This is a genomic window from Kribbella sp. NBC_01245, from assembly GCF_036226525.1.
Lineage (GTDB): Bacteria > Actinomycetota > Actinomycetes > Propionibacteriales > Kribbellaceae > Kribbella.
Window position 1 is genome coordinate 2,330,127 of sequence record NZ_CP108487.1, and the last position, 20,563, is coordinate 2,350,689.

General features: G+C 67.9%; 15 protein-coding genes and 1 riboswitch. Of the genes, 5 read left to right on the forward strand and 10 right to left on the reverse strand.

Annotated elements, in window-relative coordinates; translation table 11 throughout:
- Positions 1–32: 32 nt before the first annotated feature.
- The 4 genes from OG394_RS10295 to OG394_RS10310 all read right to left on the reverse strand — a co-directional run bounded on the left by OG394_RS10295 (position 33) and on the right by OG394_RS10310 (position 4,638).
- Positions 33–785 (reverse strand): helix-turn-helix domain-containing protein, encoded by a 753-nt coding sequence (locus tag OG394_RS10295; RefSeq protein WP_328994897.1) that lies wholly within the window; start codon positions 783–785, stop codon positions 33–35.
- A gap of 41 nt (positions 786–826) precedes the next feature.
- On the reverse strand, positions 827–1,405 hold the full coding sequence (locus OG394_RS10300; RefSeq protein ID WP_328994899.1) for a hypothetical protein: 579 nt from the start codon (positions 1,403–1,405) through the stop codon (positions 827–829).
- A gap of 7 nt (positions 1,406–1,412) precedes the next feature.
- Positions 1,413–4,058 carry a DNA translocase FtsK gene (locus OG394_RS10305; protein WP_328994900.1) on the reverse strand — a complete coding sequence of 882 codons (2,646 nt, stop codon included), beginning with the start codon at positions 4,056–4,058 and terminating at the stop codon, positions 1,413–1,415.
- A gap of 73 nt (positions 4,059–4,131) precedes the next feature.
- Complete coding sequence (locus OG394_RS10310; protein WP_328994902.1) at positions 4,132–4,638, reverse strand: MarR family winged helix-turn-helix transcriptional regulator; 507 nt, start codon at positions 4,636–4,638, stop codon at positions 4,132–4,134.
- Between the two features lie 87 nt (positions 4,639–4,725).
- Between OG394_RS10310 and OG394_RS10315 the strand changes: the two genes are divergently transcribed.
- Positions 4,726–5,646: an NADP-dependent oxidoreductase gene (locus OG394_RS10315; RefSeq protein ID WP_328994903.1), complete on the forward strand. Its 921-nt coding sequence runs from the start codon at positions 4,726–4,728 to the stop codon at positions 5,644–5,646.
- A 6-nt stretch (positions 5,647–5,652) separates the two neighbouring features.
- On the opposite strand, the gene OG394_RS10320 is transcribed toward OG394_RS10315, so the two are convergent.
- Positions 5,653–6,177 carry a DinB family protein gene (locus OG394_RS10320; RefSeq protein ID WP_328994904.1) on the reverse strand — a complete coding sequence of 175 codons (525 nt, stop codon included), beginning with the start codon at positions 6,175–6,177 and terminating at the stop codon, positions 5,653–5,655.
- 189 nt (positions 6,178–6,366) lie between these two features.
- Positions 6,367–6,481, forward strand: a riboswitch (SAM riboswitch).
- A gap of 13 nt (positions 6,482–6,494) precedes the next feature.
- Between OG394_RS10320 and OG394_RS10325 the strand changes: the two genes are divergently transcribed.
- Positions 6,495–7,859, forward strand: a complete 1,365-nt coding sequence (locus OG394_RS10325) for an aminotransferase class V-fold PLP-dependent enzyme (RefSeq protein ID WP_328994905.1) — start codon at positions 6,495–6,497, stop codon at positions 7,857–7,859.
- Positions 7,860–8,069: 210 nt separating this feature from the next.
- Here the strand turns inward: OG394_RS10325 and OG394_RS10330 are convergent, their stop codons facing one another.
- Together OG394_RS10330 and OG394_RS10335 are read right to left on the reverse strand one after the other, a co-directional pair.
- A complete protein-coding gene (locus OG394_RS10330; protein ID WP_328994907.1) occupies positions 8,070–10,148 on the reverse strand; it encodes a prolyl oligopeptidase family serine peptidase in 2,079 nt (692 codons plus the stop codon).
- 15 nt (positions 10,149–10,163) lie between these two features.
- Positions 10,164–11,687: an alkaline phosphatase D family protein gene (locus OG394_RS10335; protein WP_328994909.1), complete on the reverse strand. Its 1,524-nt coding sequence runs from the start codon at positions 11,685–11,687 to the stop codon at positions 10,164–10,166.
- Between the two features lie 83 nt (positions 11,688–11,770).
- Here OG394_RS10335 and OG394_RS10340 point away from each other — a divergent pair, with 83 nt between their 5' ends.
- The 3 genes from OG394_RS10340 to OG394_RS10350 all read left to right on the forward strand — a co-directional run bounded on the left by OG394_RS10340 (position 11,771) and on the right by OG394_RS10350 (position 16,147).
- Positions 11,771–14,482, forward strand: a complete 2,712-nt coding sequence (locus tag OG394_RS10340) for an ATP-binding protein (RefSeq protein WP_328994911.1) — start codon at positions 11,771–11,773, stop codon at positions 14,480–14,482.
- 63 nt (positions 14,483–14,545) lie between these two features.
- A complete protein-coding gene (locus OG394_RS10345) occupies positions 14,546–15,565 on the forward strand; it encodes an alpha/beta fold hydrolase (RefSeq protein ID WP_328994912.1) in 1,020 nt (339 codons plus the stop codon).
- 33 nt (positions 15,566–15,598) lie between these two features.
- Positions 15,599–16,147, forward strand: coding sequence for a hypothetical protein (locus tag OG394_RS10350; protein ID WP_328994913.1), 549 nt, complete (start codon positions 15,599–15,601; stop codon positions 16,145–16,147).
- A gap of 45 nt (positions 16,148–16,192) precedes the next feature.
- Here OG394_RS10350 and OG394_RS10355 read toward each other — a convergent pair whose 3' ends face one another.
- From OG394_RS10355 to OG394_RS10365, 3 genes are all read right to left on the reverse strand, one after another.
- On the reverse strand, positions 16,193–17,698 hold the full coding sequence (locus OG394_RS10355; RefSeq protein WP_328994914.1) for a hypothetical protein: 1,506 nt from the start codon (positions 17,696–17,698) through the stop codon (positions 16,193–16,195).
- A 63-nt stretch (positions 17,699–17,761) separates the two neighbouring features.
- Positions 17,762–19,180 carry a hypothetical protein gene (locus OG394_RS10360; protein ID WP_328994915.1) on the reverse strand — a complete coding sequence of 473 codons (1,419 nt, stop codon included), beginning with the start codon at positions 19,178–19,180 and terminating at the stop codon, positions 17,762–17,764.
- A gap of 344 nt (positions 19,181–19,524) precedes the next feature.
- A complete protein-coding gene (locus tag OG394_RS10365) occupies positions 19,525–20,559 on the reverse strand; it encodes a LacI family DNA-binding transcriptional regulator (RefSeq protein ID WP_328994917.1) in 1,035 nt (344 codons plus the stop codon).
- Between the last annotated feature and the right edge of the window lie 4 nt (positions 20,560–20,563).

The following is a 20,563-nucleotide window of genomic DNA, read 5'->3' on the forward strand; positions in this document are numbered from 1 at the left end:
CCAACCCGAACGAAACGTACGCCGCGGTCTGCTTAGGGGCGGGCTTCGAGTTTGCCGGTGAGGCTGACGAGGAAGCGTGGCGTTTTGGGCACCACGGCACGGCCGTTGATGTAGACCTTGACGTTCTTCGGGAGGGCTATGTCGACGCGGATGGCGCCGCCGTACGTCATCGACTGGGTCGACCCGGAGCGCAGGATGCCGTCGAACAGGCGGGCCTTCTTGATATTGCGCATCGAGACGTAGCTGCCCTCGCCCACACCAGTCAGGGTGACGCGCACGGTCTTCGGCACGACCGGCTTCCGGATGGTCGTCCGCACGGTCGGCTTCTTACCCGGCTTCGAAGGCGTCGCCTTGGTCACCACGACCGGACCAGGCGAATTCTTGGACGCGTTCGCCTCGACGTCGTTGGGCAGCGTGAACAACCGGACCATGCCCCAGCCCAGCAGTCCGACCAGGATCGCGCCGAGCACGACGGCCCAGCGCGGACGGGCCGGATGGACCGTGGGCGATTTGGCGTCGGCACGTTCCTCGCGACGGCTGCGGTCGACCTCGGGCTCGGCCTGGCCGGCGTTGAACGACTCGACCAGTGGCGCGGGATCGGTGCCGAGCACCTTGGCGATCGACCGGATATGCCCACGGGCGTAGAAGTTGCCGCCGCAGCGGACGAAGTCGTCCGCCTCCATGGCGGTGAGCAGGCCTGGTCTGATCCGGGTGGCCGCACTCAGCTCCTCGATCGTCAGACCAGCCCGTACGCGGGCCGCCGTGAGCTCCTCACCGACGCTCACGCCCCACCTTCCTCTCCACCGTCAGGACGGTGCGCTCCCGCTCAGAGCTGCTCTCTGATCGGGCAACGGCCATCGGCCAGGTGGCGCAGAACCGCGAGCACATCCCCGTCCGACGGCCTAGCCGTCAAACCGAACGGTACCGCGAGTGATGACCCGGTCAACCGACGGTTAGCATCCGCGAGCTTGTGGGCCCGTCCGGTGAAGGCCGCCACCACCGGTCCCGGGTCTTCCAGATGCAGCGCGATCCGCCCGTCGTCGAGCACATGGCGGCGCGGCAGCACGGTCACTTCCTCGAGCTCTTCCCAGCGAGCGCCGATCCACTGGTCCCCCGCCCGCAGGCGAATTCCCACCTCGTCCGCGACCAGCAACGCACTGACCAGCAACGCCCGTCCCGCTGTGACCGCCAACCCCGCGAAGGCCGCCGCCGCGATCCAGCGCAACACTCCGGCGGGCGAGGCCGAGGCGGTCATGGCGAAGCCGATCGCGACCAGGACGGAGCCGCCGGAGATGAGGCCGTGCAAGAGGTACGACGCGCGCACGGTGAACTCGTACGCCACGGGTTCAACGACGGGCACCCCTGCCGACGGGATCGCGACCGGGCTGGAAGTGGGGGCGGGCATTACAGCATCACATCCCTCGCAGAGTAGCGATGAAGTCCTCTAGCTCGTCGGGTTTGACCAGGACATCGCGGGCCTTCGAGCCTTCGCTCGGGCCGACCACTCCCCGGCTTTCCAGGATGTCCATCAGCCGCCCGGCCTTCGCGAAGCCGACCCGGAGCTTGCGCTGCAGCATCGACGTCGAGCCGAACTGGGTGGACACGATCAGCTCGGCCGCCTGGCAGACCAGGTCGAGGTCGTCGCCGATCTCGTCGTCCAGCTCCTTCGAGGGCCCGGTCGGTGCGATCAGGTCCTCGCGGTACGTCGGCTGCAGCTGCTCCTTGCAGTGCTCGACGACGGCCCGGATCTCGTTCTCCGTGACCCAGGCGCCCTGGATACGCATCGGCTTGCTCGCGCCCATCGGCAGGAACAGCCCATCGCCCTGACCGACCAGCTTCTCCGCGCCGGGCTGATCCAGGATGACCCGGCTGTCGGCCAGCGACGACGTCGCGAAGGCGAGTCGCGACGGCACGTTGGCCTTGATCAGACCGGTGACGACGTCGACCGAAGGCCGCTGGGTGGCCAGCACCAGGTGGATACCGGCGGCCCGGGCGAGCTGGGTGATGCGGACGATCGAGTCCTCGACATCACGAGGCGCGACCATCATCAGGTCGGCCAGCTCGTCCACGATGACCAGGAGATACGGGTACGGCGTGAGGACGCGCTCGCTGCCGGCGGGCGGATGGACCTTGCCGGTGCGAACCGCCTTGTTGAAGTCGTCGACGTGCCGGAAACCGAAGGCGGCGAGATCGTCGTACCGCATGTCCATCTCGCGGACGACCCACTGCAGCGCCTCGGCCGCCTTCTTGGCGTTCGTGATGATCGGCGTGATCAGGTGCGGGATGCCCTCGTAGTTGTTGAGCTCCACCCGCTTCGGGTCGACCAGCACCATCCGGACCTCGTCCGGCGTGGCCCGCATCAGGATCGAGGTGATCAGCGAGTTGACGAACGACGACTTACCCGAGCCGGTGGCGCCGGCGACGAGCAGGTGCGGCATCTTCGCCATGTTCGCGACGACGAAACCGCCCTCGACGTCCTTGCCGAGCCCGGCCACCATCGGGTGATGGTCATTACGAGCCGTTGCGCTCCGAATGACGTCGCCGAGGCTGACGATCTCCTTGTCGGTGTTCGGGATCTCGATACCGATCGCGGACTTGCCCGGGATCGGCGAGAGGATCCGCACGTCGGCCGAGGCGACCGCGTACGCGATGTTCTTGCTGAGGGCGGTGACCTTCTCGACCTTGACCGCCGAGCCGAGCTCCACCTCATACCGGGTGACCGTCGGGCCACGCGTGTACGCCGTGACCTGGGCGTCGATGCCGAACTGCTCGAACACCTCGCTCAACTTGCCCACGACCGCGTCCGAGGCCTTGGTCCGCGGCTTGTGCACCGAACCCGGCTTCAGCATCTGGCCGTCGGGCAGCGTGTAGGTGATGTCGCCGGACAGACTGAGCTGCTCGACGCGCTGCGGCAACGGCGTGTGCGGCGGCGGCTCGGCCTTCGCGGAAGACGACTTGCCGCCACCGGCACCGCCGACGATCGGCGAAGTGGTGAGCGGGTTGATCTCGGTATCGGCGTCCAGCTCGTCGACGGGCGGCTCGAGCGCTTCCGCGGCGGCGGCCTTGGCCTTCTTGCCGCGCTTGAAGATCTCGCGACCTTCCAGCACCGGCGACTCGTACGGCTTGTCGCCCACGAATTCGTCGTCCTCGTCGAGCTTCGGCTTCTTCGCCTTCCGCCCGATCCGGGTCGTGTCCGACCGCTCGGCCTCGTCCGCCGCCACCGTTTCGGCGGGGATCTCGGTCCGCCCCATCAGTACGTCGAAGGCGTGCCGGACGCGCAGCGGAATGGCGTGCACGGGCGTGCCGACGATCACGACCACTCCGAAGAACGTCAGCAGCACCAGCAGCGGCACCACGACGTACTGCGTGAGGAGATCGGCCGGTAGCGCCGTGATGATGAACCCGATCGCCCCGCCGGCCTCGGCCATCGTGGCCTCGGCACTCGGTGCGCCCGGACGCGGAATGCCGTTCGCGATGCTGACCAGGCCGAGGACGCCGAACGTCGCCGACACCCAGCCGATGACCTGGCGTCCGGCCGGGCCGTTCCGGTCGGGGTGGCGCAGCGTTCGCCAGGCGATCATCACCAGCATCAGCGGAATCGCCCAGCCGAGCACGCCCACGCTGCCGCTGGCGATGGTCCGGATGGCGTCGCCGATCTTGCCCGGCATTTCCCACCACATCGAGGCGGCGACCACCACGGCCAGACCGATCATCGTCAGCCCCACGCCGTCGCGGCGATGGGCCGGGTCGAGATCGCGCGCGCCTTGGCCAACGCCGCGGACCAGGCTGCCGAGCAGATGCGCGAAGCCGAGCCAGCAGCGGATCAGGAACCGCCCGAGGCCGAGCATCGCCGCGGCGAAGGGACCGGCCCCGGACCTGGACGCTGACTTGGGCACGGCCGTACGCGCGGCAGCCGTACTGCCGCGCTTAGAGCTCTGCCCACGCTTCTGGGCGCCGGACTGCCGGGCGCGTCCACCAGTGGCCGCCGTCCCGGTGGTACTCGGGCGCCGAGCCGTCGATTTACGCGCCCGCGCCGGGGAAGACGTGCGGGTCGCCATGTCTAGCAGGCTACCCCGACAACCACTGCAGTCCCATGTGTCACACGCCGATCACACGACCCCTTCCGTACCGTCACAGCTGTCGCATGGAGGTCGAACGGGGAGCGGCGGAGCGGGGTGGGGCGGCGCGCATGCCGTCTCGCACTCGGCCTAGAACCCGCGTCAGTACGGCGAGGTCGCGGTCTGACAGGTGGTCGAGGAATAGCCCCCGCACCACGTCGATGTGACCGGGTAGAACGGCTTCTAGCAACGTGCGGCCGGCGGCCGTGATGGCGACGGTGGTGCTGCGCTCGTCATCCGTGGACGGGCTGCGGCTGACCAGGCCGGCCTTTTCCAGCACTCCCGCCTGGTAGGTGAGCCCGCTGCGGCTGTAGACGACTCCGTCCGCCAGGTCGGTCATCCGCTGCTGCCCGTCGGGGGCGAAGTTCAGCCGGGCGAGGATCTGGAACTGCACCCAACTCAGCCCGCCATCGGCCCGCAGGTGCTGCTCGACGGCGTGCTGCAACAGGCTGCTGACCTCCATCAGCGCGAAGTAGCCGGCCAGCTGCGCCGGATCCAGCGGTGCGCCTTTTTCCGTCATGCCAGCAGCCTACTTGCTTCGAATTCGAAGCGTGCTAGCGTGGGGAACATGCTTCGAATTCGAAGCAAGTCGAGAAGGAGATTCATCATGAAGGCAGTTCGTTACCACCAGTACGGCGACAGCGACGTCCTGCGGTATGAGGAGGTCGATCGCCCAACCCCCGGCGCTGGTCAGGTGCTCGTCCGAGTGGCCGGTACGGCGTTCAACCCCGCCGACGGCGCCATCCGGGCCGGCTACCTCCAGGACCCATTCCCACTGCGATTCCCGCACACCCCCGGGTACGACATGGCCGGGACCGTGGCCGAGACCGGGCCTGGCGTCGAGGGCTTCCGCATCGGCGAGCCGGTCGTCGGATTCCTGCCGATGAACGAGCACGGCGCAGCCGCCGAGTTCGTGCTGGCTCCGGCCGAGGTGCTGACCGCGGCGCCGAGTGGCGTGGACCTCGCGGATGCCGCGGCAATCCCCTCAGCAGCATTGACCGCCTGGCAGGCACTCTTCGAGCACGCGAAACTGCAGCCGGGACAGCGCATCCTCATCAATGGCGCCGGTGGTTCGGTCGGCGGCCTCGCCGTACAGCTCGCTGCCCAGGCAGGCGCCGTGGTCATCGCGACGGCAAGCCCGCGCAGCATCGACAAGGTCCGCAGCTACGGCGCCGACGAGGTCATCGACTACACCACGACGTCCGTGCAGGACGGGCAGAAGCCGGTCGACGTCATCCTCAACCTGGCACCGCTCGACACAGCGCAGCAGGCCGCCCTGCTGGACCACGTCCGCCCTGGTGGCGTGTTGGTGACGACGGTCCCACCTGGGCCCGAGGACGCGCGAGCCATCACCATGTTCGTGCGCAACGACGTCGAGCAGCTCGCCACGCTCGTCAAGAAGGTCGACGCAGGCGAACTGCGGATCAACGTCAGCGAGCGCTACCCGCTGGCCGACCTCGCCCAGGTCCACGAGCTGAGCGACGCCGGAAAGCTCCCCGGCAAGGTCGTGCTGACGCCGGGCAGCTGAGGACGATCAAGCGCCGGTGACGCCGTCGAGTCGTTCGCGGATCATGTCGGCGTGGCCGCAGTGGCGGGCGTACTCGCCGATCATGTGCGGGTAGATCATCCGCAGCGACGACTCTTCGCCCTGCAGGTCGAAGCGCTCGTCCAGGTCGTACGCCGCCACGGCCTTGTCCGACAGCCGCCATTCCTCGATGAGCTGCTCGTACTCGGCCTGAGCGCGGGATGCGTCGATCAGCTCGAAGTCCGCGTCCTTGCCGAGTTCGGGCGCGAACAGCGGCTCGGCCGGCTCGAACCGGCCGTTGGCGAAGTTGCGGCGGAACCAGATCCGCTCGACCTTGGTCAGGTGCCGGATCAGGCCGAGCAGGCACAGGTTCGACGGCGGCGCCGCCCGCTCGGCCAGCTGCTCTGCGGTCAGACCGGCGCATTTGAACAGCAGGGTGGTCCGGTAGAAGTCGAGGTATCCGGCGAGCAGCTCGCGCTCCCCCGCCACGAGCGATCCCTCGGGCCTGCTGATCTCAGGTGCTGTCCAGGTCATCCACGCATCTTGCCTGGCCGTGGTTGGGAAAAGCGAACGCAATTCAGCTCGAGAACGCCTCGACATCCTCACCACGCAGCCCGCGATCACGCTCAGCGCGAGAGTCCCATCTCACGATACGTCCAAGTATCCCATGATGCGAGATAGGCGCTGGCGTGAGACGGGATCGATTCGTTACCGTCTTCGGCAGGTCATGAGTGCCAGCGCGAAGCCCCGGCTTGCTGGCCGGCAACCCTCCTCCGCGGTGGGGTGCCCCGGGTGAGGACCAGGCCGTCCGGAAAATCCCGGTCGGCAAGCGCGGACCACCGGGAGTCTCGATGTCCATCCTCTCCATCCTCGAACCGTCTACCAACGCCTCGGCTCGTCCGGCCGTCACCCGCCGAGCCGGTGGTGGGGTGCCCGCCACTGTCGCGGCCGACCTGCTGGTGCCGCTGGCCGACGGCCGGGTCACCGACTACGCGAACTTCGACCATGGCGCGAGCGCCCCCTGCCTGGAATCGGTTCGCGCCGCGGTCGAGGCGGCCCTCCCGTCGTACGCCTCGGTGCACCGCGGCAACGGGTACGCCTCCCGGATCACCACCCAGTGGTACGAGCGGGCTCGCGCGGAGGTGCATTCCTTCGTCGGCGCCCGGTCCGGCGACCAGGTGGTGTTCACGCGGCAGACCACCGACGCGTTGAACCTGCTGGCCCGGTGCCTGCCCACCGATGCCACCGTGATCGTGTTCGAGACCGAGCACCACGCGGCCCTGCTGCCTTGGCCGACCGAGCGTACGGTTCGGCTGTCCGCGCCGGAATCCCCCGCCGCCGCGGTCAGTGCCGTCGCCAACGCCCTGCGCGAGGCCCCCGAAGGCCCGCGACTTGTAGTCGTCACTGGCGCCTCTAACGTGACTGGCGAGATCTTCCCGATTGCGGAGATCGCAGCTGTCGCGAAGGCGCATGGCGCGCGGATCTGTCTTGACGCGGCACAGCTGGCTCCGCATCGTCCGGTGGACATTGCCGCCCTTGAGGTCGACTGGGTCGCGCTGTCCGGTCACAAGCTCTACGCACCGTACGGCGCTGGGGCGCTCGTGGGCCGGGCCGACTGGCTCGACGCCGCCCAGCCGTACCTGGCCGGTGGTGGCGCCACTGCTGCCGTGACTGGCGATACGACGATCTGGAACGAAGGGCCTGCCCGGCACGAGGGTGGTTCTCCCAACGTGATTGGCGCTATTGCCCTCGCAGCGGCGTGTGCGGCGATCGCCCGGCACCGCGACGCGATCGAGCAGCACGAGCAGCTGTTGCTCGCCCGATTGCGTGAGGGCCTTGCGGACATCCCCGGCGTTACGACGTACTCGCTGTTCGGTGCGGACGCTGACCGGGTCGGAACGGTCACCTTCACGATCGACGGTCTGACGTCGACGCTGGTGTCCGCAGCGCTCTCAGCGGAGTACGGAATCGGCGTGCGCGATGGCAAGTTCTGCGCCCACCTCCTGACGGCGCATCTGCTCGAGGGGTCGCCGACGAACTTCACGGCGGTCCGCGCGAGCCTGGGCCTCGGCGTCACCCGCGAGCACGTCGAGCGCCTCATCGGTGCCGTACGCACGCTTGCCACGCAGGGCCCGAAGTCGGCGTACCTGGAGTCGGCGGACGGCTGTCAGCCCGTCACCGACCCGCGAGACCTCACCGCTCCGCACATTTGGTAGTGCCCTGCGTCGGCAGTTGTTCGAGTGATTTCGGTGTTCAGGTGCGTGCATCACGGTGCTGGCGGAGCGTCCTCGATGCGGAGCATCGTGGATGCTTCGCCAGTGCCGTGAGGTGCGTGCCTGGGCGCCGAAAGCGCCGAAGAACTGCCGACGCAGGGCACTAACTTCCGCAGTCGCTGCAGACTCGACAACTGTCGTGCGCGCAGGGACTCAGGGGTTCAGACCCGTATAACCAGCCGCAAAGGCCAAGAGGTCTGCCCACTCGGAAGCAACCATCGCCAGCGGTTTGCCCAGACCATGCCCCGCGTCGACCTCGATACGCGCGACGACCGGGTTGTCCCCGGTCTGGGCGTACTGCAACGCCGCAGTGAACTTGTGACTGTGCAGCGGCACCACGCGATCATCGTGGTCCGCTGTCATCACCAGCGTCGGCGGGTACGTCGTACCGGGTTTGACGTTGTGTAGCGGCGAATACGCCAGTGAAGTCTCGAAGTCGTCCGGGTCATCGGGCAGACCGTAGTCCGAGGCCCAGGCGGCTCCGACGGTGAACTTGTGGAAGCGCAACATGTCCATCACACCGACGCCTGGAAGTGCCGCTGCGAACAGCTCGGGCCGCTGCGTCATCACCGCGCCTACGAGCAGTCCGCCGTTACTGCGGCCGTGGATCGCCAACTGGCTCGCAGTAGTGACTCCTGTGTTCTGGAGGTGCTCGGCGACTCCGATGAAGTCGTCGAAGACGTTCTGCTTACGGTCCAGCCGTCCCGCGTCGTACCAGTCTGAGCCGAATTCCCCGCCACCACGGAGATTCGCGACTACCAGCACTCCCCCGGCCTGCAACCAGGCGGACCAACCTGGGCGGTAGTCCGGCACAATCGGCACCTTGAACCCGCCATACCCGTACAGCAGGGTCGGACGCGGCTGCGCGTGGTCCAGATCGGCCCGGGTGATGAGGAAGTACGGGACCGCGGTGCCGTCCTTGCTCAGCGCCGACGCCCTCGTCACGGTGATGGGCGGCGGTACGAAGTCCGACGACGTAGTCGGCACCAGCTCGGGCAGAGCCTTCACCTGGCCGGTCGCCGCGCTGACCACCGAGGCCTCCACCGGCGAAGTGGTCGAGGACAGGCCGACGAAGATCTCGTCGACGCCGGGCTTCGCGTTCAGGCCGACCAGGGCACCACCTTGTACGTCGAGGCGGCGGGCGTTCGTCCCGTCGAGCGGGTGCAGTTCGACCAGCGGGCGGGCGTCGTCGAGGGAGACCGTCACCAGGCCATCGCCGGCGCCGAACGCGTACTGCAGAAGGCTTTCCCGCTGCGGCAGCACTTCGGTGAACTCGACCGGGCCGGCCGCGATCGGGCAGGAGACGAGCCGTCCGCGCGGGGCGTCCAGGTCGGTGCTGAGGATGGCCCGATCGCCGTCCACGCGAACGAACACCGTGTCCGCGACGGGCTTGTCGATCGTCTTGAGCGGTTGCCCGAGCGTGCTCCGGCCGTCGGTCGTGGTGAGCGGGTAGAACCAGAGTCGGGACGTCTGCTCCGTGCCCTCGACGATGTGGACGACGACGTACCGATCGTCGTGCGAGACCTCCGGCGACATGACCAGCTGGGCGCTCTCCGGGAACTCCAGGATGAGTTCGTCGGCGGCCTGTGGCGTACCAAGTCGGTGCAACTTCAGCTGCGCGCCAGTCTGCGCAGAGGTGTCCGTACCTTCTGCACGACCTGTCGTCGGGTAGTGCCGGTACAAGTACGACGAGTTGTCCGGAAGCCAAGTGGCCTCGCAGAACTTCGTCTCGGCAACCCGGTCGTCCAACTCGTCACCAGTGGCCAGGTCGACCAGCTGGAACCTATTCCAGTCGCTACCGCTCTCGCTGATTCCGTAGACGACGTAGCGGCCGTCATCGCTCACGGTGTAGCTGCTGAGGGAATCGGTCCCATCCTCCGACAACTCGTTCGGGTCGATCAGCACCCGCCCGCCGGCCAACAACTCCTGCAACGACGGTGCGACGTACAAGGTGTCCTGGGCTTTGGTGCCGTCGTTGCGGCTCACGAAGTACCAGCCCGCCTTGTACGCCGGTACGCCCGCGCGTGGGCGGCTCACGATCGACGCCATCGCCTCGTGGAACCACTCGCGCGCGGGCAGTTCCGCCAGCACTGCCTCGGAGTACTCGTTCTGGCGGCTCACCCAGTCCTGGGTCTCAGCTGCGTCCGGATCTTCCAGCCAGCGGTACGGGTCGGCGATCTTGTGTCCGTGCAGGTCCTCGACTACGTCAGCGCGGCGGCTCTCCGGGTACATGCACAGAAACTTAATTCATGCCGAGGGGCGGAGGTCCTTCTGCCAGAGCACAGAGCCGGCCATGTCGCGCAGTGACGCCTGGAACACCTTGCTGTACGGGTCGATCCGCACATGCCCGAAGAACTGACGGCCGTCGCTCGGAGGCTGGTTGGCGTACTCCGCGCCCCGGACGAACTCAACGCGAGGCCCGAACGTCGGATCCAACTGGTTCGGCCCGAAGGTGCCGGCGTTGATCGGACCCGCCACAAGTTCCCAGAACGGGTCGAACTCGGTGTATGCCGCCCGCGACGGGTCATAGTGGTGTGCGGCGCAGTAGTGCACGTCAGCCGTCAGCCAGACCGCGTTCCGCACCTGCTGTCGCTTGAACTGCGTAAGCACCCAGGCGATCTCTGTCTCGCGCCCACCGGGTGAACCACCTAGACCGTTCGCTACGCCCTCGATCTCTGTACCGTCCGGCACGAGCAGCCCGATCGGCATATCGCTCGCAATGACCTTCCAAGTCGCCCGCGAGCGCGAGACCTCTCGTACGAGCCACTCCGCCTGCTCGGCGCCAAGGATCGGAGTGGCGCCTGCAGTCGGCGACGGGTTCTTCTCGCGGTAGGTGCGCATGTCGAGGCAGAAGACGTCCAGTAGCGGGCCGTAGCTCACCTTGCGGTAGATCCGGTTCCGCCCGGCCGTGTGGTCAATCGGCAGGTACTCCCCGAAGGCCTGCCTCGCGCGCGCAGCAAGTACGTCTACCCGCTTCTCGGTGTAGCGGGCGTCAGTGAGGATCTCCCCCGGGTACCAGTTGTTGGTGGTCTCGTGGTCGTCCCACTGGCTGACGATCGGCACTTCCGCGTTCATCGCGCGTACGTTCTCGTCGAGCAGGTTGTAGCGGTAGCGCCCGCGGTACTCGTTCAGAGTCTCCGCAACCTTGGAGACCTCTTCCGTCACGACGTTGCGCCAGATCGTGCCGTCGGCCAGCTTGACCTCGGCCTGGATCGGGCCGTCGGCGTAGATGTTGTCGCCGGAGTGCAGGAAGAAGTCCGGCTCGGTCCGGTGCATCGTCCGGTACGCCGTCATGCCGCCGCGATCCGGGTTGATCCCCCAGCCCTGCCCGGCGGTGTCCCCGGTCCAGACGAAGCTCACCGGCCGGCGCGGCCCGGGCGTCTGGAAATGGCCGTCGGTGAGTTCGCCCAGACGGCCTCGGTCATCCTCGAACCCGATCCGGAAGTCATACCGCTGGCCCGCACGCAAACCCCGCAACGGCAACTGGGCGGTGTAGTCCGCGTTCGGCCCGGTGACCGGTCCGCGCAGTCGGATGGCTCGGTCGAACCGGCCGTGGCTGCTCAGCTCCACCACCATCCGGGCGGGCCGATCGGTGCGCGACCACAGCACGGCGGAATGCGGCGTCACATCCCCGGTCGCGACACCCGACGGCAGCCGGGGCAGATCGCGGCGCACAACTCCAGCGACCGCGTTGGCGGCGAGTGACGGAACGGTCAGGGCGGCACCTACAGCGGCGGATCCGGTCAGTAGCCGGCGACGACTCAAGCTCATGTCGTAAACCTGACGCGTCAGCATGACCACCGAGTGAACACCACTTGACCTCTCGGATTGGCACGGCCGCGTAGCCTGCGGGGGTGGGTCTTGAGGTGGATGCGCTGATCGGGCGGGGCCTGGAGCTGGCGCGGCTGAGTGCATTGGTCGAGGCTGTCCCGGATCGTGGTGGGGCGCTGGTCCTCCGGGGTGAGCCTGGTATCGGGAAGTCGGCACTACTCGGCCACGCGAATTCGCTTGCCTTGGGCAAGGGTTTCCGCGCGCTCAGGGCGACCGGCGTCGAGTCCGAGGCGCGGCTGCCGTTCGCCGGGTTGCACCAGCTTGTGCATCCCCTCCGGCGCGGTATCGGCGCGCTGCCCGAACCGCAACGCGATGCCTTGCGGGCGGCGATGGGCCTGGTCGATCAGGCCGCGCCGGACACGTTCCTGATCGGGCTCGCCACGCTCAACCTGCTGGCCGACGCGGCCGAGGTATCGCCGCTGCTGCTCATCGTCGAGGACGCGCACTGGCTCGATCACGCGAGCGCCGAGGTCGTCTCGTTCGTGGCTCGCCGGCTGGAGTCCGAACCGATTCTGCTGCTCGCGGCGATCCGATCGGGTACGGCCTCGCGTCTCGACGACGCGGGCCCGGCTGCACTGGAGATCGGCAGGCTGCCGGATGCCGCCGCGGCCGAACTGCTCGATGCGGTCGCGCCGGATCTCGCGGCGGATGCCCGGTCGCGCGTGCTGGCCGAGTCCGCGGGCAACCCGCTGGCCCTGCGCGAGCTTCCCGGCATCGCTGGAAGCGCGGAGCGACCAATGCTGGCGCGGCCGCTGACCGAGCGGCTCGAGCGGGCCTTTACCGCCAGAGTCGACGAGCTGCCGGCGGACACGCGCACGGCCTTGCTCATCGCGGCACTCGACGACAGCACCTCCCTCGCCGAGATCCTCGCAGCCGCCGGCCTTGCAGCCGCCGGCGTCACGGTTGACGCTCTGACGCCCGCGGTCGAGGCCCGGCTCATCGAGCTAGGGCCAGGCAGCCTGGTCTTCCGGCATCCCCTGATGCGGTCGGCGATTTCGCAGGCGGCGGACGTTCCGGCGCGGCATGCAGCACATCGCGCGCTGGCCGACGTACTGGCTGAGCAGCCGGATCGGCGGGCGTGGCATCGCGCGGCCGCGACAACCGGAACGGACGAGAGCACTGCTCTCGAATTGGAGCAGGCGTCGGATCGGGCCGCACGCCGCGGTGGTGTGGACGCCGCCGTCGCCGCGCTCGAGCAATCCGCCCGGCTGAGCGAGAACCGCGATCTCCGAGCCGAACGCCTGCTGCGGGCGGCGGACCTCGCGGTCGAGGCAGGCCGCCGGGACGTCGTACGGCGACTCCTGGACGAGGCGTGCACATTGGAACTCTCGCCCCGCGAGCAAGCGCGGGCCACGTGGATCCGGAGCAGCTTCGACGACGGTTTGAGCGGCGACAACGCCGGCCCGGTCGAGCTGGCCGCTCTGACCGACTCAGTAGCCGCCGACGGGGACATCGATCTGGCGATGCGCATCCTCTGGGGTGCCGGCATGAGGTGCTTCTGGACAGAGCCGGGGCCGGAGGCACGCAAGCAGCTTGTATCCGTTGCCGACGGCCTACCAGTCGATGAGCACGACCCGCGCTTTCTCGCCATCCCGGCGTACGTCGCCCCGATCGACCGCGGTACGGCGGTACTGGCGGGTCTAGCCGACGTGGCGGGCGGTGATCCACAAGTAGCGCGTTTCCTCGGGAGTGCGGCCTTGCAGGTCGGGGCGTTCGACTTGTCTGCACGGTTTTCCGCAGCCGCCTTAGACGGCTTACGGGCACAGGGACGACTCGGGCTGCTCACAAGAGCTCAAGCCGTTCGCGCCTGGAGTTCGGTCCGCCTGGGCGATCTCACGGTTGGACTATCCGCGGCGGAAGAAGCGGGCCGACTCGCACAGGAGACCAACCAGCCGTTCATGTTCGGTCTAGCCCGAGCTGTCCAGGCAGAGATCGCTGCACTCCGTGGCGACTACGACCAGGCCAAGGCCCTCGCGGCCGAAGCAGAGCAGGTGGGACGGGCCGCCGGCGCTCGCCCGGTTCTGGCCACCGTGCAAAGGGCCCGAGGCCTTACCGCGCTAGGCGAGGGCCGGTACGACGATGCCGTCGCGGACCTGCTGCGAATGCACGACCCCGCCGACCCGTCGTACCAACTGGCCCTGCGGTGCTACGCCCTCTCCGAACTGGCCGAGGCCGCGATCCGCGCGGGCCGGACCGACGCGCTCGAGCAGGTCGTCCGCGAGTTGGAGACCTTCGCACCCTCCACGACGTCCCCCGCGCTGCACATCGGACTGCGCTATGTGCAGGCCATCCTCGCACCGTCAGACCAGGCTGAGGCGTTGTTCAAGGCAGCACTGGACGCGACGAACTGGCCGCTCGAACGTGGACGCCTCCACCTCGCCTTCGGTGAATGGCTGCGACGCCAACGCCGCGCAGCCGACTCCCGTCCGCACCTGCGAGCCGCCCGCGAGACGTTCGACGCGCTCGGGGTGATCGCCTGGGCCGACCGGGCCCGCACCGAACTACGCGCGTCCGGCGAAACCAGCCCACGTCGTACGGCGGATGCGCGGGACCAACTGACGCCGCACGAGTTGAGCATCGCCGAGTTGGCCGCCGAAGGTCTGACCAACAAGGAGATCGGGCAACGGCTCTACCTCTCCCATCGCACGGTGAGCACCCACTTGCACCGGATCTTCCCCAAGCTCGGCATAACCTCCCGGGCCGACCTCCCGCACGCACTGCGCCCAGCCGGATGACGTACACCGACAGCGTCAACTGACGGGCGCGATACCGCTTCAGGCATCTCTACGGTTACCGCCATGGTGACGTTCAACCGCAGGACCTTCACGACACTCGTCGCAGCCGGCGCCGTCGCAGCCTCACTACCCGGCCAAGTCCAAGCCAAAGGCCAGACCCAGGTCGGCAATCCACTAGGCCCGATTCGCAACGTGCGCACGGATTTGCTGTCGATCGCGTACCACGACGCCGGCCCCGCCGATGGCCCGGTCATCCTGCTCGGACACGGCTGGCCGTACAGTCCGCAGGCATTCGTCGAGGTCGTACCAAGGCTGGTCCGTAGGGGATATCGCGTCCTTACGCCGTACCTGCGTGGTCACGGCGGCACGCGCTTCCTGTCGAGCGACACCCTCCGCTCCGGGCAGCAGGCCGCGCTCGGCTCGGACGTCATCGACTTCCTGGACGCACTCGACATCCCGCGCGCGATCTTCGCCGGCTACGACTGGGGTGGGCGGGCGTTCTGCGTCGCCGCCGCGCTCTGGCCGGACCGTTGCGCCGGGCTCGTCTCGGTCAACAGCTATCTGGTCCAGAACCTCGATCCCGTGGTCGCGAAGATGCCGGTGGCGCCGTCGATCGAGGCCGCCCAGTGGTACTTCGACTACTTCACCACCGAGCGCGGCAAGACCGGTCTCGCGCTGAACACCAAGGAGCTCGCCCGCGTCGTCTGGACCAAGAACTCCCCCACCTGGGACTTCACCGAAGGCGATCTCGACCGTGCGGCCGAACTCTTCGACAACCCGGACTACGTCGACGTCGTCGTGCACGTCTACCGGCACCGGCGGCTGACCGAGGCCGGCGATCCGCGGTACGACGCGCTCGAGGCCCGGCTGCGGAAGCTGCCCGTCATCACCGTGCCGGCCGTCACCCTCGACGGGATCGACGACGGGAACTTCCCGGCCAACGACGGCACCGCCTCGGCCAAGTTCTTCGCCGGCCCACGCGTCCATCACCAGGTCCCGGGCGCCGGACACAACCTGCCGCAGGAGCGACCGCGAGCCTTCTTCAACGCGATCCTCGAAGTCACCCGGCTACCCCGGCGATAGGTGCCCTGAGCAACTTCGCTACCCTGAGTGATTGTGACGATCGAAAACGTGACCGCACCGCTGGCCGCCCGATGCCCCGAGCAAGTCGCGCGGGACAAGATGGTCGGCGATCTGGTCAAGCTGGCGTATCGGATGCACACCCGGCGACCGGGCAGCCTGGGCCAGCGCCTGGCGGTTCGCAAGTTCCGCCGGAAGCTGCGGGTGGCGATGGTGCGAATGCAGTTCGCCGAGCGGCCCGAGATGGTCCAGGCCGTCCGGGCCCAGCTCGACGCGCTCTACCGCTGCGTGAACGGCACCACCGAGGCGGCCGTTGCCAAGGTCCAGGTCTGGCCCCGGCAACAGCGCCAGCCCGACGCCGTACGGGTGACCCGATCGCCCAAGCCCGTCGCCCGCCACATCCGCAGCGACCAGGAAGTCCTCGACCAGTACGGCGACCAGCTGCTCGAGGAACTACGCGACTCCGGCACCCTCAGCCGCTACCGCGTCGAAAAGGTCTGCCAAGTCACCCACCGCCAAGCCGAACGCGTCCGCACCTCCGTCCGCGCCAAACTCCTACTCCAAGACTCCGAACAACTCGTGTAGACGGAACGGCTCCAGGCCCTGGCTGGACCCGGAGCCGTGAACTTGTCAGGTGACGTTGATGAGGGCACCTACGTGCAGAGTGCTGTTGGGCAGCGCTGCGGTGTAGGTGGCGAAGACGTCCTTATTCGTGTCGATCTGGGTCGCGTTCGTCCAGGCTCCACTGGTAGTGCGGGTCCGGTCCCAGATGCCACTGCCAGGCACGGTGGCACTAACGTGCATGGTGTCGTCCGGAAGAGTTGCCGCCGACACCTCGATGATCGAGTCGTTGCCGTCGATCTGCGTGGCCGAGGCCGCCCAGGCGCCCGCAGCCGTGCGGGCCCGGGTCCAGATCCCGCTACCTGGTACGACGTTGAAGACGTGCAAGGTGTTGTCGGACAACGCAGACGCGGCCACTGCGCTGACGTACTTGTTCGTGTCGATCTGCGTGGCCGAGGCCGCCCAAGCGCCTGCTGCCGTGCGGGCCCGGGCCCAGACACCACTGCCCGGTACAACCGTCACTAGCGAGACCGTGCCATTCGGCAACGCCGCTGCCGAGATATCCGTCGTATAAGGGTTGCTGTCGACATGTGTGGACGTGCTCCACGTGCCATTGACTGCCCGGGACCGGTGCCAAACCCCACTGTTCGGTACGACGCTGAACACGTGCAGCTTGCCATCCGGCGCACCTGCTGCGGCTACGGCCGAGATGTTGGCGTTGGTGTCGATCTGAGTGGCCGAAGCCGACCAGTCACCGGCGGCCGTCCGGCCGCGGTACCAAACGCCTGCACCGCGGACGACGTTGAAGGCGTACATGTTGCCGTTCGGAATCGTCGCGGCAGCGGTATCACCAAGGCTCGTGTTGCCGTCGACCTCGCTAGCGCTTGTGGCCCAGGAACCTCCTGCCCAGCGGATCCGGTCCCACAACGGACCACGGGCCGGCTGCGGCGCCGGTGTTGCGACATCCCAGAGCGCGTTGACGATGCGCTGCGCGTCCGCGACCTCCACCTGGTACCGATCCGGGTAAGCGGAACGCTGAACCTTCTGGCAGATCGGGCCGATCGACCCGGACTGCCAGGAGCCATTCGGGTAGAAGAGTTCCAGCTCGTTCCAGAACCGGTTGGTCGTCCAGGTGGCGTCGAGCCTGTTCTCGGCACTCCCCCAGCCGTCCTGCTGCTGGAACAAGCCGAGACTCGTGTGGTCGACCTTCTCGGTGATGTTCATCAGGGTCGATTCCACGATCGCGGTGGTGACAGCGATGACCGCTGCGCGCTCGGGCAGACCGCGATCCCGGAGGGCCTTGATGATGATGCGTGCACAAGAGGTCCGGTACGCCGTCATGGCGTTCTGGAGTTTGCCGGTCAGCTGGCCGTTCAGCGTGGTCGCGATCTGGCTGTCGCGGCTGGTGTGGCCCGCCGGATCGCAGTACTTGGTTGGCCACGCCGCCGACGCCATCACGCCAGTCGGAGTGGGTTCCGGAGCAGGGGCGGCTTGAGCCATGGCGCCGAGCGCGGTCGCACTCGCCACCGCGATCGCCGTACTGGTGAAGAGATATTTGGAGAGGCGGTTCGTCATCTTCGGGTCCTCACGAAGTGGAGGCGGCCCGGGCGATCAGCGCGCCCGGGCCGCGAGATCAGGTCAGTTGACGTTGACGAGCGCGCCTACGTGCAGGGTGCCGTTGGGCAGTCCGGCCGTGTAGGTCGCGAAGATGTTCTTGTTGGTGTCGATCTGCGTCGCGTTGGTCCAGCCACCACTGGCAGTCCGGGTGCGATCCCAGACGCCACTGCCGGGCAGTACGCCCGTGACGTGCAGGGTCCCGTCGGGAAGGCTCGCGGCCGATACCGACAGCAGCGAGTCGTTCTGGTCGATCTGCGTGGCGGTTGCGGCCCATGCGCCCGCAGCGGTCCGGTTCCGATACCAGATGCCACCGTCGGGCACGACGGCGAACACGTGCAGGGTGCCGTTGCCCAGGCTGGCGGCGGCCACAGAGGTGATGTACTTGTTGGTGTCGATCTGCTGTGCTGAAGCAGCCCAAGCCCCTGCTGCGGTACGACCTCGGTGCCAGACACCACTACCGGGTACGACGTTCAGCAACGACACAGTGCCGTTGGGAAGTGCGGCAGCAGCTACAGCGGTCGTGTACGGGTTGCTGTCGACATGGGTTGAGGTACTCCAGGTGCCGTCGGCAGCCCGGCGTCGGTGCCAGATGCCGCTGCCGGGAACCACGCTGAAGACGTGCAGGCTCCCGTCCGGCGCACCAGTCGCCGCAACCGCTGAGATCGACCCGTTCGTATCGATCTGCGTCGCGCCGTTGGCCCAGTCGCCTGCCGCAGTGCGGCCGCGGTACCAGACGCCACTGCCCGGGACCACGTTGAAGACGTACATGTTGCCGTTCGGCAGGGTCGCCGCGGCGGTGTCGGCAAGTGCTGTATTGCCGTCCACCTCGGTCGCGCTGGCGTCCCAGCTGCCGCCGGCCCAGCGCGTCCGGTCCCAGAGCGGACCGCGCGGCAGTTGGCTCACCCCGGCGGAGGTCCACCAGGTCGTCTGCTGCTGAGCGCCGGCCCAGCTCAGGCTGAAGTGGATGTGATCGGTGTGCGGGTTCGGCCCGCTGTAGGGCTGCCACCCGGCCGAAGGCTCATAGGCACGCCACATCCGGCGATTCCAGATTATGTACATGATGCCGAGGCGGCGCGCCATGGCGTGTTTGTTGCCGTATTTGTCCGTCTCCAGCAGCCATTGCAGGAATTCGTCGGCATCGGCCTTTTCGCCCGCGTCATAGACGTTGAAGTGGTAATCCAGCGCACGGCCGTCCTTGTGCTCGCTGGTGCCACCCTGGTCGCAGTCGCGGCCGAGGCCGGCCGGGTGCTTGCCGTAGGTCCGGTTCAGCAGATCCCGCAGTGCGACGGTCCCCTTCTTGACCGCCGTGCACTGGGTCTGCGGCTGATACGTCGAGTAATCGTCAATAGCAGCAGGGAAATTGGGTGTGCTGGGTGCGGCCGTTGCCCCTTGCGGCGCGATGGTGACGGCCAGCACCGCGGCGAGCAGAGCCATCAGCATGCGTGCTGGTCGCCCCCAGGCCCGGGCTACCCGGTCCGGCCGAGATTGCCGCCATTCGGCCGTCCAGGGCAGGCGAAAGCGCATTTTGGTGAACACGAAAACCCCCAAGTAGAAAGAATTGGAAACAGCGTCGGACCACGAACGGCCTCGATTTCCCCGCCATTCGTGGTGCTGTTCCCGGGTGTGCATTCACCATAATTCGGAATCCGCGTCACCGCAGCCTTCTTGCAGCTAGTGGCAAACAAGTAACGGCAGATGGCCCGACAGTGTCAACAACCAACCATGGGGCGGAAAGCAACAGCCCCGCGCCGCGGAGTCGCGGGCGGGGCTGTCGGTGCGGTGAATCAGGAAGGCGGCGGGATCTCCCCTGAGCCACGGATGGTGAGTTTGACTGGCACTCGGACGGTGCGGCTGGGGCGGTGGGGCTCGGGGAGGCGTTCGGTCATTAGCTGGATCGCCGTACGGGCCATCACGTCGGCCGACTGGGCGACGGCGGTCAGACCGGGGCTGAGCAGGTCGCCGAGCGCCAGGTCGTCGAAGGACACCAGCGCCACCTGGTCGCGACGTCCGGCCAGTCCGCGTAGGACCTCGGCCGTGGTCATGTTGTTCGCGCTCAGGATGGCCGTGGCCGGCTCGGGGCGATCCAGTACGGCGGAGAGCGTGATGCCGATGCCCTCGGTGGTCGGCTCGGACAGGTGGACGAGGTCCTCGTCGACGTCGATCCGGTGCCGCGACATCGCCGCGCGATAGGCGACGACCCGCTCGCGGGCGGTGAAGATGCGCTCGTCATCGCCGAGGTACGCGATCCGGCGATGCCCTTGGCGGACCAGGTGGTCGATGGCCTGGTCGATACCGCCCGCGTTGTCCGCGAGCACGGCGTCGGCCTCGATGCCGTGCGCGGGCCGGTCGATCGTCACCACGGCCATCCCCGCGTCGACGTGGGGCGCGAGGTACTCCTGGGTCTCGCCGATCGGCGCCATGATCAGCGCATCGGGGCGCCGGGCAACGAACTCGAGGCAGACATCGCGCTCGCGGTCGGGATCCTCGTCGGTCAGGCCGATCATCACCACCGAACCGCTGCCGCGGGCCCACATCTCGACGGCCCGGCCGAGTGACGCGAAGAACGGGTCACCGATATCGCGGATGACCACCGCGATCGTCCCGGTACGGCCGCGGCGCAGCATCCGGGCGCTCTCGTTCGGCGTGTAGTTGAGGTCCTTGATCGCGGCCTGCACCTTCGCGGTCAGCTCCGGGCTGACGTTCGGCTCCTCGTTGACCACGCGCGACACGGTCTTGAGGGCCACGCCGGCCCGGGCCGCGACCTCCTTCATGGTGGGCCGGCGTTGCCCCGCCACCCCGTTCGGTCCACCCATGCTCATGGCG